Annotated in this window: 11 protein-coding genes; 4 read left to right on the forward strand and 7 right to left on the reverse strand. The window is 69.5% G+C overall.

Annotated elements, in window-relative coordinates:
- The coding region (locus tag ACHFFZ_RS07875) for an acyltransferase family protein (protein ID WP_394276099.1) at positions 1-1,911 on the forward strand (1,911 nt) is incomplete at its 5' end.
- Positions 1,912-1,920: 9 nt separating this feature from the next.
- Here the strand turns inward: ACHFFZ_RS07875 and ACHFFZ_RS07880 are convergent.
- The 7 genes from ACHFFZ_RS07880 to ACHFFZ_RS07910 all read right to left on the reverse strand — a co-directional run bounded on the left by ACHFFZ_RS07880 (position 1,921) and on the right by ACHFFZ_RS07910 (position 10,532).
- The gene (locus tag ACHFFZ_RS07880; protein WP_394276100.1) at positions 1,921-2,343 is read right to left on the reverse strand and encodes a cytidine deaminase; all 423 of its coding nucleotides are present in this window, start codon (positions 2,341-2,343) and stop codon (positions 1,921-1,923) included.
- Complete coding sequence (locus tag ACHFFZ_RS07885; protein WP_394276101.1) at positions 2,343-3,701, reverse strand: ABC transporter permease; 1,359 nt, start codon at positions 3,699-3,701, stop codon at positions 2,343-2,345. The genes ACHFFZ_RS07880 and ACHFFZ_RS07885 overlap by 1 nt, the downstream gene beginning before the upstream one ends.
- Complete coding sequence (locus ACHFFZ_RS07890; RefSeq protein WP_394276102.1) at positions 3,698-4,927, reverse strand: ABC transporter permease; 1,230 nt, start codon at positions 4,925-4,927, stop codon at positions 3,698-3,700. Before ACHFFZ_RS07890 ends, ACHFFZ_RS07885 begins: the two co-directional genes overlap by 4 nt.
- Positions 4,924-6,483 (reverse strand): ABC transporter ATP-binding protein, encoded by a 1,560-nt coding sequence (locus tag ACHFFZ_RS07895; protein ID WP_394276103.1) that lies wholly within the window; start codon positions 6,481-6,483, stop codon positions 4,924-4,926. Before ACHFFZ_RS07895 ends, ACHFFZ_RS07890 begins: the two co-directional genes overlap by 4 nt.
- A 158-nt stretch (positions 6,484-6,641) precedes the next feature.
- Entirely contained in the window at positions 6,642-7,760 is a 1,119-nt protein-coding gene (locus ACHFFZ_RS07900; RefSeq protein WP_394276104.1) for a BMP family protein, read from the reverse strand.
- A gap of 142 nt (positions 7,761-7,902) precedes the next feature.
- On the reverse strand, positions 7,903-9,129 hold the full coding sequence (locus tag ACHFFZ_RS07905; RefSeq protein WP_394276105.1) for an aminoglycoside phosphotransferase family protein: 1,227 nt from the start codon (positions 9,127-9,129) through the stop codon (positions 7,903-7,905).
- Between the two features lie 2 nt (positions 9,130-9,131).
- On the reverse strand, positions 9,132-10,532 hold the full coding sequence (locus ACHFFZ_RS07910; RefSeq protein WP_394276108.1) for a hemolysin family protein: 1,401 nt from the start codon (positions 10,530-10,532) through the stop codon (positions 9,132-9,134).
- Positions 10,533-10,767: 235 nt separating this feature from the next.
- Here ACHFFZ_RS07910 and purU point away from each other — a divergent pair, with 235 nt between their 5' ends.
- From purU to ACHFFZ_RS07925, 3 genes are all read left to right on the forward strand, one after another.
- Positions 10,768-11,625: a formyltetrahydrofolate deformylase gene (gene purU / locus ACHFFZ_RS07915; protein ID WP_394276109.1), complete on the forward strand. Its 858-nt coding sequence runs from the start codon at positions 10,768-10,770 to the stop codon at positions 11,623-11,625.
- Positions 11,626-11,777: 152 nt separating this feature from the next.
- Positions 11,778-12,197 carry a DUF485 domain-containing protein gene (locus tag ACHFFZ_RS07920; RefSeq protein WP_394276106.1) on the forward strand — a complete coding sequence of 140 codons (420 nt, stop codon included), beginning with the start codon at positions 11,778-11,780 and terminating at the stop codon, positions 12,195-12,197.
- Entirely contained in the window at positions 12,194-13,861 is a 1,668-nt protein-coding gene (locus ACHFFZ_RS07925) for a cation acetate symporter (RefSeq protein ID WP_394276107.1), read from the forward strand. The genes ACHFFZ_RS07920 and ACHFFZ_RS07925 overlap by 4 nt, the downstream gene beginning before the upstream one ends.
- Positions 13,862-13,928: the final 67 nt, after the last annotated feature.

Raw genomic sequence — 13,928 nt, forward strand, 5'->3', positions numbered from 1 at the left:
TTCCTGGACTTCTACGCGCGACGCCTCAAGCGCCTGGCGCCGGTCTACCTCACGGTGCTGGCGCTGACCCTGGGCTTCATGGTCTGCTTCCTGCCTCCCCTGTACGTGGCCCGGTTCACGCCCGACCTGGTGGGCGCTGCCCTCTACGTCGCCAATGTCGTCTTCGCAGGCAGGACCACCGGCTACTTCGCCGAGGGCACAGACCCCTCCCCCGTCCTGCACTTCTGGTCGCTCGCGGTCGAGGAACAGTTCTACCTGGTGTGGCCGTTCCTGGTCCTCCTGGTGCTGCGCTGGGGGCGACGGCACCTTCCCCGGGCCGAGGGCCTGCTGCGCCGACGCGTGGGCCTGCTGATGGCGGGCATCGTCGTGGTCTCCTTCGTCCTGGCGGTGGTCCTGACGCCCCGCTTCCCGACGCCGTCGTTCTACCTGCTGCACACCCGCGCCTGGGAGCTCGGGGTGGGGGCGCTGCTCGCCTGCCTGCCGAGGCTGGGCGGTTCGCTGGCCGAGCGGGAGCGCACGGTCCTGCTCGCCGTGGGGTCCCTGGCAGTCGTCGGCAGCGTTCTGCTCTACGACGCCGCCACGCCCTTCCCCTCCTGGCCCGCCCTGGCCCCCGTCCTGGGGTCGGCGGCGATGCTGGTGGCCGGCAACGGCGCCACCTGCCGGCTCTCCCGGCTGCTGCTGGAGAACCGCGTGATGGTCTGGCTGGGCGACATCTCCTATTCGCTCTACCTGTGGCACTGGCCGGTACTGGTGCTGCCCGCCGCGCTGGCCGGGCACCGTCTGGACCTGCGCACGAACATTGCCCTGGCCGCCGCGTCCATCCTGCTGGCCTGGCTCAGCCACGCCACCATCGAGGAAGGCTTCCAGCACATGACGGTGGACGGCCGCAGGGCCACGGTCTTCACCACCAGCCTGATGATGTCGGCCGCGCTGGTGCTGGCCGCCAACAGCAGCGCGGCCACCGCGCGCCGGGCCATGGAGGACCAGACCACCAGCACCCGCATCCCCGCCCTGGAGGAGCGGCTGCAGCAGGTGCCCTCCGAACTGCTGGCGCGGCATGCCAACGAGTCGGTCTCGGCCACGGGGCAGGTGATCGAGCCTGCACACCTGACGCCCTCGCTGGACGCACTCGAGTCCGACCTCAGCACGGTCCAGACCAATGGGTGCAGCGGCAACCGCGAGGCTGCCGCCACCGCCCGCTGCTGGGGCGGCGACCCAGGAGCGGACAAGGTCCTGGTGCTGCTGGGCGACTCCCACGCCAGTCACTGGTGGCCGGCCTTCGACGCCATCGGTCGCAAGGACCACTACCGGGTGCTCGCACTGACGCGCAATGCCTGCACCGTCAATGACCTGGGCGAGGTCCCCAGTGACCTCTCCGAGGCCCATGCCACGCAGTGCGCCGCCTTCCGGCAGGCTGCTGGCGCCGCCATCCAGGAGCTCGACCCCGATGTGGTCGTGGTCGCACAGACCATCAACCAGTACTTCGTCTTCTCCCCCGACCAGGCCGGCTTCACCGATCGCTGGCAGGGCTCGATCCGCACCGCGCTGGCCGGACTTCCTGGCAGTTCCCGCCTGCTCTACCTGGGCGACTCGCCGTCCTACTCGGCCCAGCAGAGCGAGATGCCGCCGGCCGGTTCCTGCCTGACCCGGCACGTGGACGATCCGCAGCAGTGCCGCATTCCCTCCAGGGTGCCCGAGGTGGCGCGGGCGGAGACGTCCAGCCGGCAGGCCGTCGAGGACCTCGGCGGACGTTACGTCGACCTGTCGGCGATCCTGTGCACGGAGCAGCAGTGCCCGATGTCGACGCTCAACAACGTGCTCTACCGCGACTACACGCACGTGACCTCGGCGACGGCCCGCATCCTGCAGCCGGTGCTGGCCGACGAGCTGGCGCGCACACCGAAGCGCTGAGGCAGGTGCTCAGGCCGTTGCCGGACGGTCCAGGTGCTGGGGGCCGAAGGCCTGCGGCAGTACGTGGTCCATCGGCACGATGCCCTCCGGGGTCTCGACGAGCAGCTCGGCACCGCCGTGCTCCCACAGCAGCTGCCGGCAGCGGCCACAGGGCATGATCACCTCGCCGGTGTGGTTGCAGCAGGTGAAGGCCAGCAGACGGCCCCCGCCCCCGAGCACCAGCTCGCTGACCAGGCCGCACTCGGCGCACAGGGTGACCCCGTAGCCGGCATTCTCAACATTGCAGCCGCTGACCACGCGACCGTCGTCGACCAGGGCCGCGGCCCCCACGCCATAGCGCGAGTAGGGCGCATAGGCGCGGGAGCAGGCCTCCCGGGCGCGGGCCCGCAGACGGTCCCAGTCGATCGCCTCCTGGGAGTGCACGCCAGCCATCAGTGGCCCTCCTTGACGTAGGGCTCGCCATCGGCCGCCGGGGCACGCACCCGGCCGACCAGGCCGGCCACGGCGATGATGGTGGCCAGGTAGGGCAGCATCAGCAGCAGCTGGCTGGGGGCGGGCGTGTTGAGCGCCGACAGGTTGGAGGCCATCTGCTTCACGAAGCCGAAGAACAGTGCCATCAGCGCGGCCAGTACCGGGTGCCAGCGGCCCATGATCAGCGCGGCCAGGGCAATGAAGCCATTGCCGACGGTGATGTCCTTGGCGAAGGCGCCGGTGGAGCCGACGGTGAAGAAGGCGCCGCCCAGGCCGGCGAAGATGCCGCCGACCAGCACCGAGGACCAGCGGGTGCGGGCCACATTGATGCCGACGGTGTCGGCGGCCTTGGGGTGCTCGCCGACCGCGCGCACGTGCAGGCCCCACCGGGTGCGGTAGAGCAGGAACCAGACCACGACCACCGAGGCGATCGCCAGGTAGCCCAGGGCGGTCTGGCGGAAGAGCACCGGGCCGAAGAAGGGAATCTGGGACAGGCCCGGCACCTCCAGCGGGCTCATCTGCGGCGCCTGGTTCAAGGTGGTCGAACGGGGCTGCACCAACTGGTCGAACAGGAAGCCGGTGATGCCGGCGGCGAAGAGGTTGATCACCACGCCCATCACCACCTGGTCCACCAGGTAGGTGATGGTGAACAGCGCCAGCAGGGCGGCCATCAACACCCCCGCGATGACGGCGGCCAGCAGCGCCATCGGGATCGACTTGGTGATCGAGCCGACCAGGCCGGCAGCGAAGGCGGCGACGAGGAACTGGCCCTCGATGGCGACGTTCACCACGCCCGCGCGCTCAGACATCACACCGGCCAGCGCACCCAGCACCAGCGGGGTGGCGATGGCGATCATGCCGTTGAGCTGGTTGCTGACCGGGAAGGGCAGGTCGCGTCCGGCCACGGCCCAGGCCAAGAAGCCGACGACCACGGCGAGGGCCGCGGCGGTACCGGCCAGGGCCGGCGCCTTGCCGTGCAGGCGACCCGACAGGTATCCGAGGCCGGCCAGCAGCGTCACCAGGCCACACAGCAGGACGGTGGCCAGGCCGGGCAGCGAGATGGTGGGCAGCACGACGGGGTCGAAGGCATCGGAGAGGGCGAAGCGGGCGGTGCCGTGGGTGGTGAAGGCCAGCGCGAGCAGGGCCAGGCCGAAGAGGGTCACCAGGGCGCCGGTGGTGTGGCGGGTGCGACGGGCCTCGGCGCTCTCGGTGGTGCGCAGCACCACCTCCTGGCCAGAAGCGCTGCCCAGCACGGAAGGGCTGTCATCGGTCACGTCGCGGTCCTTCGGCTGCTGCTGTGGAAAGTATGTGGCCCTCATGCCGTCGCCCCGTTCTCGACGACGCTGGCCTCGCCCACCAGCGCGGCGGGGCGCGCCTTGCCGGCCTTGAGGAAGGGGACCAAGGTGCGCACCAGCATGGGTGCGGCGACGAACATCACGATCAGTGCCTGCAGCACCGTGGTCAGGGTCAGCGGAGTGTCGGCCTGGGACTGCATGGCCAGGCCCCCGGCATGCATGGCGCCGAAGAGCAGGCCGGCCAGGACCACGCCGAAGGGCTTGGAACGTCCCAGCAGGGCAACGGTGATGGCGTCGAAGCCGATCGACCCCACCAGGCCCGCCGACAGCGGCGTGGGCAGCCCGAAGTCACTGGGGCCCAGCGCGGCCTGCACCCCGGCGAGCCCGGCCAGCGCACCCGACAGGGTCATGGCCACCACCGTGGTGCGGCCGACGCTCATGCCAGCGGTGGCGGCGGCGTCGGGATTGGCACCGACAGCCCGGATGCGGAAGCCCACGGTGGAGCGTTCCATCAGCCACCACACGCCGGCTGCGGCCAGCAGCGCCAGCACGAAGCCCAGGTGCAGCTGCCCACCTTCCAGGCGCGGGAAGGTGGCGCTGAACTGCACCTCGGGGGCGATCGGGTCCTGTCGTCCCGGGCGCAGGAAGGCGGGCGTGGACAGCAGCCACGCCAGACCCAGGGAGGCGACGTAGTTGAGCATGATCGTGACGATCACCTCGTGGGCGCCGGTGGCAGCGCGCAGCCAGCCGGCGAAGCCACCCCACAGGGCGCCGCCGAGCACGCCGAGCGCCAGCGCCAGCGGCAGGTGCACCACCAGCGGCAGCCCGGTGATGGCGAAGCCGGCATAGGCGGCCAGGGTGGCGCCGACGATGGCCTGGCCCTGGGCGCCGATGTTGAACAGTCCGGCGCGGAAGGCCAGTGCCATGCCCAGGCCGGCGCAGATCAGCGGGGCGGCTGCCGCGGTGGTCTCGGTGATGGCCTTCCAGCTGCCCACCGAGCCCTGCAGGAGGGCACCGTAGGCGCCTGCGACCTTCTCCCAGGAGGCGCCCAGGGCGTCACCGGGACGGTCGAGGAAGTAGGCCCACTTGCCGCTGACCTCGGGATCTGCGGCCACCATCAGGATGGCGCCGATCAGGAAGGCCAGGACGAAGGCGGCCACGGTGGTGGTCACCTCTCCCCACGGGACCGCGTGGCGACGGGCGGGGCCCGTGCCTGCGGGCCGGGGCTGTTCGGGTGCTGCGGTGCTCATGCCCGCTCTCCTTCCTGGACCGCGGCCAGCGCCTCGGCCTGCGGAACGCCGGCCATCATCAGGCCGAGTACGTCACGGGGTGTGTCGGGGGGCACGATGCCCACGATGCGGCCGCGATACATCACCGCGATGCGGTCGGCCAGGGCGTCGACCTCGTCGAGCTCGGTCGAGACGATCACCACGGCGGTGCCGCGGTCGCGTTCGTCGACGATGCGCTGGTGCAGGAACTCGATGGCGCCGACATCGACTCCGCGGGTGGGCTGGTTGGCCACGAAGACGCCCAGCGGCCGGCTGAGCTCGCGGGCCATCACCACCTTCTGCTGGTTGCCGCCCGACAGGCTGGCCACCGGAAGGTCGATCGAGGCGGTGCGGATGTCGAACTCCTCGACGCGACTGGTGGCATTGGCGCGGATCTTGCCCAGGTCCAGCGCCAGGCCCGTGGAGAACTGGTCGACGTGGTTGAGCACCAGGTTCTCGGCGACGCTGAAGGGGCCGACGAAACCGTCCTTCTGGCGGTCCTCGGGCACGAAGCCGATGCCTGCCGCCAGGCTCTGGCGCGGGTCCATCCGGGTGATGTCGGTGCCGTCGACGGTGATGGTGCCGCTGGTGACCGGTGTGGTGCCGAGCAGCGCCTCGGCCAGCTCGGTCTGCCCATTGCCCTGCACGCCGGCCAGGCAGAGGATCTCCCCGCCGCGCACGGACAGGTCGACGTGGTCCACCATGACCGCGCCAGAGGGGGCGGCGACCACGAGGTCCTCGATCCGCAGGCGTTCCTCGCCGAGGGTGGGCTCTTCCTTGTCGACGTGCAGCCGGACGGCGCGCCCGACCATCAGTTCGGCCAGCTGGGCCTCGCTCATCTCGGGGCTGCCCTGCCCCACCACCTTGCCGCGGCGGATGACGGTGATCCGGTCGGCCACGGCGCGCACCTCGCGCAGCTTGTGGGTGATGAAGACGATTGCCTTGCCCTCGTCACGCAGCGCGACCATGACGTCCATCAGCTCGTCGATCTCCTGCGGGGTGAGCACGGCGGTGGGCTCGTCGAAGACCAGGTAGGTGGCGTCATTGGCCAGCGCCTTGAGGATCTCGACGCGCTGCTGGACGCCGACGGGCAGGTTCTCGATGACGGCATCGGGGTCGACGGCCAGCTTGTAGCGGTCGGAGAGCTCGCGCACCCTGGCGCGGGCGGCCTTCATGTCGACGGTGCCGGCGGGGCCCTGTTCGCGGCCCAGCACGATGTTCTCGGCCACGGTGAAGACCTCCACCAGCATGAAGTGCTGGTGCACCATGCCGATGCCGGCGGCCATCGCCTGCTTGGGATTGCCCAGTGCCAGGGGCTTGCCGTCGACGCTGATGGTCCCCTCGTCGGCCTGCAGCAGGCCGTAGAGCACGTTCATCAGGGTGGACTTGCCGGCGCCGTTCTCGCCCAGCAGGCAGTGGATCTCGCCGGGGCGAATGTCGAGGTCGATGCCGTCATTGGCGACGAGGTTGCCGAAGCGCTTGGTGATGCCCCGCAGTTGCAGGCCTGCCCCGCTCGGGGCACTGTCGGTGGTGGTCACGCGCATTCCCTGCTCTCCACAGAACTGTCCTTGGTCGTGGTGGGACCTTCCCAGAAGGATGGTGCCACATTCTCGTGACAGGACCGCCCCGACGGAGCCGGGCTGCGTCGGGGCGGTCCTGGGGTCCTGCATGCCGGGACTCGCGGTCCCGGCGGGGGTCACTTCGGCTGCGAGGCAGACTCGATGGTGATCTTGCCAGAGATGATGTCGGCCTTGATGGTCTCCAGCTCGCCCTCCAGCTCGGCGGGCATCTTCGACTCGAACTCGTGGAAGCCGGAGAGCTTCACTCCGTCATTCTTCAGGGTGCCGACATAGGGATCGGCCGAGAAGCTGCCCTCCTTGGCCGCCTTGATGACGTCGTAGACAGCGACGTCCATGGCCTTCTCGACCGAGGTGATGATCGACTTGCAGTAGTTGGCCGAGGAGACGCAGCCGTCGGTGTCCACCCAGACGGCGTTGACCTTGCCGCCGGACTTCTGGGCCACCTGCAGCGCACCCTCGCCGGCGGGGCCTGCGACGGGGAAGATGATGTCGGCGCCCTGGCTGGTCAGGGTCTGGGCGATCCGCGAGCCGCCGGCGACGTCGGAGAAGTTGCCGACGAACTGGCCGCCCTTGGGGTTCTTGGGATCCCAGCCGAGCACCTTGACGTTCTTCTTCTTCTGGGTGTTGTAGTAGGTGGCGCCCTGGTGGAAGCCGTCCATGAAGATGGTCACGGTCGGAATGTTCAGGCCGCCCAGCGTGCCGATCGAGCCCTTCTGGCTCATCGCGGCCGCGGCATAGCCGGCCATGAAGCTCGGCTCGGCGGTGTTGAAGATCAGCGGCTTGAGGTTCTTCAGGCCGGCGGTCTTGGACGGGTCGTTCCAGTCGACGATGGCGAACTGCACGTCGGGATTGGCCTTGGCGGCCGAGACGGTGGCATCGCCCAGCATGAAGCCGACGGTGACGACGATGTCGCACTTGGCGGCAATCATCTGGTTCAGGTTCTTGGTGAAGTCGCTGGCAGTCGCCGACTGCATCTCACCGGTCTGGATCTGCAGGTCCTTGACCGCCTTGACCAGGCCGTCGTGCGAGGTCTGGTTGAAGGACTTGTCGTCGAAGCCGCCCTCGTCGGAGACCATGCAGGCCTTGAAGTCACCGGCGGCGGCCGACCCGCCGGCGCTGGCGGTGCCGGTGGCGGTGGTCGTGGTGGTGCTGGTGGCATCGGGGGCCTTCGCGCACCCGGCGATGGAAAGGGCGAGGGCCGACAGCACTGCCGGCGCAACGAGGGACTTCTTCACTGGACTGCCTCCTGAGCAGTTGAACTGTGGATGCTCCTGGGGTGAGGGCGCGCGCACATCGTAACCTGCCGTTCACCCGCGACACGCCGCCGGGACCGGGTTGGCCCCGCGATCGTCCACCCGCTAGGAAAAAGTGGCTCGTTCAGCCGACCTGGCGCACCAGGGCCTCGGCCGCGTCGAGGATCGCCACGGTGCCCGCCTCCCAGTCGTCCTCCAGACCCCTGCGCGGTCCGGTGCCCAGTGAGATGACCACCGCTGCCGTCCTGAGTCGCAGCTCGGCGGCATCGACGCGCTCGTCGAAGGCGGGCACCCAGGTGCGGATCAGGTGGTGCACCCGCCCGGTCTGGATGGCATCCATGCGCTGCACGGTGGTCAGGTGCGCCACCAGGCAGGCCAGGTCGTCGGCCCGGCGGCCGGGACCCAGGGTGTCGACGTCGAGCAGCCCCACGATGCGCCCGCCGGCCACGTGCAGCTGCCCCTCGTGAAGATCCCCGTGGGTGGGCTCGTCGCCGGCCGGAAGGCCTGCCAGCCCCTGGGTGATGGTCGCGGCCATCCAGGTCAGCCGCTGTTCCTGCTCGGGAAGGCTCTCGCCGATGATCCGGGCATAGTGCTCCACCGACTCACTCCACGACGGGCGCAGTTCCAGCTCGCGAACCTCGGCCGGCAGCCGGTCGAGCAGACCGATCACGGCATCGGGTCCGCACGGCTCGCGCTCGTCGAAGATGGCCTGCGCGAGGGGCCGGCCGGGCAGCTCACGCAGCACCAGCAGGTGCTCATCGGTGACGGCCAGCACCTCGGGAGCGCAGATCCCCGCCCGGGCGAGCATCTCGTGGCGTCGGACGACCGCATCGGCATGGGCGGCCCGCAACACCTTGATGTAGAAGACATGACCGGCGGCCTGTACCCGCAGCACGGCCCGGCGGCGCGGCCGGTAGCCCACCATCCGCAGCTCCACGTCGGCGGACCGCACCGGGTGCGGCAGCAGCCGGTGCTCTCCGAGCAGCTCGGCCACCTGGTCCGGGAAGGCGGCGCGGGCCAGCCCGGGCAGGTCGGGGTCGAAGGGGTGGAGCCACACCGCGGCCTGCCGCTGGCCCTCGTCGAGCAGCAGCGCCGCCTCGTCGCGGGCATCGGGTCCGTGGGCCCGGACGCTGCACCCGATCAGCTCCTCGCGCTCGCCAGCGGCCCACCGCACCCGCGCGGCGTAGGTGGCGGTGGTGGTGCGGCCGGGGTCGTGGTCCAGGTGGTCGAGGTGCCAGTCGAGCAGCTCTCCCCCGGCCTGGCGGGCGGCCTGCTCCAGCAGGGGTTGGACGGCGGGGCCGCTGAGCAGCAGCTGGCCGTCGGGATCGCCGGCCTGTGCCGGTGCGCTCATCGTCATCCCTGGGCACCGGCCACGAACTGGTCGGCGGCCGTCGCACCGCCGGTGGTGACCTGGCTCGGCTCGGCCTCACCCTCGGGCGTGACGCGACGGGCGCTGAGCCAGGCGGCGCGGCGGCCGTCGAGCTCGGTCACCGACAGGACGACGGCTGCCTGTTCGGGCAGCCCGTCGGCGTGGGCTCCGTCGGGGTCGCGGTCGAGGACGACCTCCACCTCGTCTCCCACCACCGGGAGGCGTCCGAGCTGGGCCATGAAGTAGCCCGCGACGGTGTCATAGGGCCCCTCGTCCAGCAGGTAGCCGAACTTGTCGGCGAACTCCTCCAGTGTCAACAGGCCGTCGACGTCGCTGAGCCGGGTGTGGACGTGTTCGGGCGCCTGGTCGTACTCGTCGGTGATGTCGCCGATGAGCTCCTCCACGAGGTCCTCGAGGGTGACGATGCCGGAGGTGCCGCCGTACTCGTCCTTGACGATCGCAAGGTGGGAGTGGGCTCGGCGCATGTCGCTCATGGCGCGCAGGATGCGCACCGTCTCGGGCAGGCTGAGCACCGGCCGCACGAGCTGGCGGATCGGGGTGGAGCGAGTGGCAGGGTCGAGGTCCATCAGGTCGCGCACGTGCAGGAAGCCCAGCACCCGGTCGCGGGAACCGTCGGTGACGGGATAGCGGGAGTGGGGCGCGCCCTGGACCTCGCGGATCGCCTTGTAGGCGGGCATCTCGCCGGGCAGGAAGTCGACCTCGGTACGAGGTACCATCACCTCGCGCAGACTGCGATCGCCGGCCTCGAAGACCTCGTCGACGATGTGGCGCTCCTCGTCGCCCAACGTCTGGGAGCCGATCACCATCTGGCGGATCTCCTCGTCACTGACCTCCTCGCGGGAGGCCTTCGGGTCGCCGCCGAGCAACCGGACGGCCACGTCGGTGGACTTGCCGAGGAACCAGATGACCGGACGGGCGACGCGGGCAATGGTGTCCACCAGGGGAGCGACGGCCAGGCTGAAGCCCTCGGCGCGCTGCATCGCGATGCGCTTGGCGGTCAGTTCGCCCAGCACGATGGAGAAGTAGGAGATGGCCACGGTGATGAGCACCAGGGCCAGGGTGTTGGCCACGCCGGAGGGCAGTCCGAGCCCCACCAGCAGCGGGGAGAGGGCGGGCGCCAGGGTTGCGCCGCCGAAGGAGGCGGACAGGAAGCCGGAGACGGTGACACCGATCTGCACCGCGGACAGGAAGAGGTTCGGGTCGCCCACCAGGCGGGCCACGGCCTCGCCGCGCTTGCCGCGGGAGGCCAGGTTCTTCACCTGGCTGTCACGCAGGGAGACCAGCGCCATCTCGGCGCCGGAGAAGACGCCACCGATGCAGATGAACAGCAGGATCAGTCCGACATTGGTGAGGACCTCGCCGATGCTCACAGCACGCGTCCTTCACGCGTCGGGATGCACCAAGGGGGTTGGTGGCCCTCCTGGTCGCTGGTGGGCGGGGGCAATGAAGTGCTGTTGGTCACAGGGGAAGGATACAGAGCACCCGCCGCGGGTCAGGGACAGTGCGGGTCCGGCACGTGGCATGTTCGCCGGCAGGGCCGTCGTGCATGGCTAGGGTGGTGGGATGACAAGCAGCCCCTCCCCCCTGTCTGGACCCGCCATGGCCGAGCCCGCGCCGCACCGCTGGGTGCTGACGGTCAGCTGCCTCGACCGTCCGGGGGTGGTGCACGCGGTCTCGGGCGCCGCGATCAGCGGGGGCGGCAACATCGTGGGCGCGCAGCAGTTCACCTCGCACGACACCGGCCGTTTCTTCATGCGCCTGGCCCTGGACACGCCGCTGCCCCGGGCGGGGGTGGAGGCTGCCCTGGCGAGCGTGGTGGAGCATTTCGACGCGGAACTGACCCTGGACGATGCCCGGCGGCCAATGCGCACCCTGGTGCTCGCCTCGAAGGCGGGGCACTGCCTCAACGACCTGCTCTTTCGCCAGCGCAGCGGCTGGCTGAACATCGACGTGCCGCTGGTGATGGCCAACCACGAGAGCCTGCGCCCGCTCGCCGACTTCTACGGCATCGATTTCGAGTCGCATGTCGTGTTGCCCGAGACCAAGGCTGCCTTCGAGGAGCGGGTGATGGAGGTGGTGGAGTCCGAGCAGGTGGAGCTGGTGGTGCTGGCCCGCTACATGCAGATCCTCTCGCCCGAGCTGTGCCAGGCACTGGCCGGGCGTGCCATCAACATCCACCACTCCTTCCTGCCTGGTTTCAAGGGGGCCAATCCCTACCGGCAGGCCCATGAGCGGGGGGTGAAGCTGATCGGTGCGACGGCGCACTTCGTCACCAGCGACCTTGACGAGGGTCCGATCATCGAGCAGAACGTGACGCGGGTGGACCACTCGCGCACGGTCGCCGAGCTGGTCTCGATCGGACAGGACCAGGAGAGCCGCACGCTCACCGAGGCGGTGCGGCTGTTCGCGGACCGTCGGGTCTTCCTGGACGGGCATCGCACCGTGATCTTCAGCTGAGGTCTCCCTGGCCTGGCGGTTCCAGCCACCCCGCGGGCAAACTTTTGTGAGAAAACTAACAGAGGAGTGGTGACAGCCCTCCCAAATGCCGCTAGTTTGCTGGCTACCCGCGCCAAGGACGGCGCCGGTGACACGCAGACGCAAGGAGCCCAATGCCCACGCCACACGCGGCCGAGCACCACCCCGAACGTGAACCAGACCTTCCCCCCATCCCGGGAGGTACTGCCCAGCCGAGTGGCGCCACCGCTGCCCGCCGCATCGCCACACCCGAGGAGCTGTCCGCGGTCCAGGCCTCGGCAGAGTTCCAGGAGCTCAAGAAGCGCTTCCGCAACTTCGCCTTCCCCCTCAGCATCGCCTTCCTCATCTGGTACTTCGCCTATGTGCTGTTGAGCACCTATGCCATCGGCTTCATGAGCCGGCCGCTGTTCGGCCACGTGACCATCGGCCTCTTCCTCGGACTGATGCAATTCGTCACCACCTTCGCCCTGACGGCCATGTACATCCGTCACGCGAACAAGAACCTCGACCCCATCGCCACCAAGATCCGCGCTGAGCTGGAGGACCACCGATGAACCTCGTCCTGCCCGTGTTGCAGACGACGCTGTTGGAGATCAAGCTCGGCAACCCGATCGCCAACATCGCCATCTTCGCCCTCTTCGTGGTGGCGACCCTGACCATCGTCATCCGCGTCTCCACCGGCGGCAAGAAGAAGGCCAGCGACTTCTACACCGGCGGCGCCTCCTTCGACGGCCGCCAGAACGGCCTGGCCATCGCCGGCGACTACCTTTCGGCAGCCTCCTTCCTCGGCATCGTCGGCGCCGTCGCGCTGAGCGGCTATGACGGCCTGCTCTACTCCATCGGCTTCCTCGTGGCCTGGCTCGTCGCCCTGCTGCTGGTGGTCGAGCCACTGCGCAACACCGGCAAGTACACGATGGCCGACGTGCTGAGCTTCCGCACGCAGGAGAAGCCGGTCCGCATGGCGGCCGCACTGTCCACGCTGGCCGTCTCCTTCTTCTACCTGCTGGCCCAGATGGCCGGTGCCGGCGGCCTTGTCTCGCTGCTGCTCGGCGTCACCGACAGCATGATGCAGAACCTCGTGATCCTGCTGGTCGGCCTCCTGATGATCGTCTACGTGCTCATCGGCGGCATGAAGGGCACCACCTATGTGCAGATGATCAAGGCCGTGCTGCTGATCGCCGGCGCCGGCATCATGACCTTCTGGGTGATGGCCCATGCCGGTTTCAACCTGTCAACCCTGATCGGCAATGCCCAGGCCCACGCCGATGGCATCAAGGCCGCCGACCCCACGCAGGCCGCCGACTGGCGCAACCTGACCGAGCCGATGGGCAAGTACGGCAAGAACAAGCTCGGCTTCATATCGCTGGCCCTCGCCCTGGTGCTGGGCACCGCAGGCCTGCCGCACGTGCTGATGCGCTTCTACACCGTGCCCACGGCCAAGGAGGCCCGTCGCTCGGTCACCTGGGCCATCGGCCTGATCGGCGCCTTCTACCTGTTCACCATGGTCCTGGGCTACGGCGTGGCCTGGCTGGTGGGCTATGACGTGGTCAACTCGCTGCCCGGCAAGGCCAATGCGGCCGCACCGGCACTGGCCTTCTGGCTGCCCGGCAAGGGCCTGGGTGGCACGCTCTTCCTCGCCGTGATCGCCGGCATCGCCTTCGCCACCATCCTCGCCGTGGTCGCCGGCCTGGCCATCACCGCCAGCGCCTCCTTCGCCCACGACATCTACAACTCCATCCTCAAGGATGGCCACGCCGACCCGGCCCAGGAGGTGAAGGTGGCCCGCAACACCGTCATCGTGATCGGCGTGCTGGCCATCGTCGGCGGCATCGCGGCCAAGAGCCAGAACATCGCCTTCCTGGTGGCACTGGCCTTCGCCATCGCAGCCTCGGCCAACCTGCCCTCGATCCTGTACTCGCTGTACTGGCGTCGCTTCAACACCCGGGGCGCGGTCTGGTCGATCTACGGCGGCCTCATCTCGGCCCTGCTGCTGATCACCTTCTCGCCCGCCGTCTCGGGCTCGAAGACCGCCATGTTCCCCCATGCCGACTTCGCCTGGTTCCCGCTGGACAACCCGGCCCTGGTCAGCGTCCCGATCGGTTTCATCCTGGGCTGGCTCGGCTCGATCACCTCCAGCGAGCACAATGCCGCCAAGTACACCGAGATGGAGGTCCGCTCCATGACCGGTGCCGGCGCGGAGGGCGCCATCTCGCACTGATCCGGACGACGGCGATGGCCGTCCTGCCCCGAACCGGTTCCCGGTTCACCAGGGAGGACGGCAGTGC

The organism is Luteococcus sp., assembly GCF_043424415.1.
Lineage (GTDB): Bacteria > Actinomycetota > Actinomycetes > Propionibacteriales > Propionibacteriaceae > Luteococcus.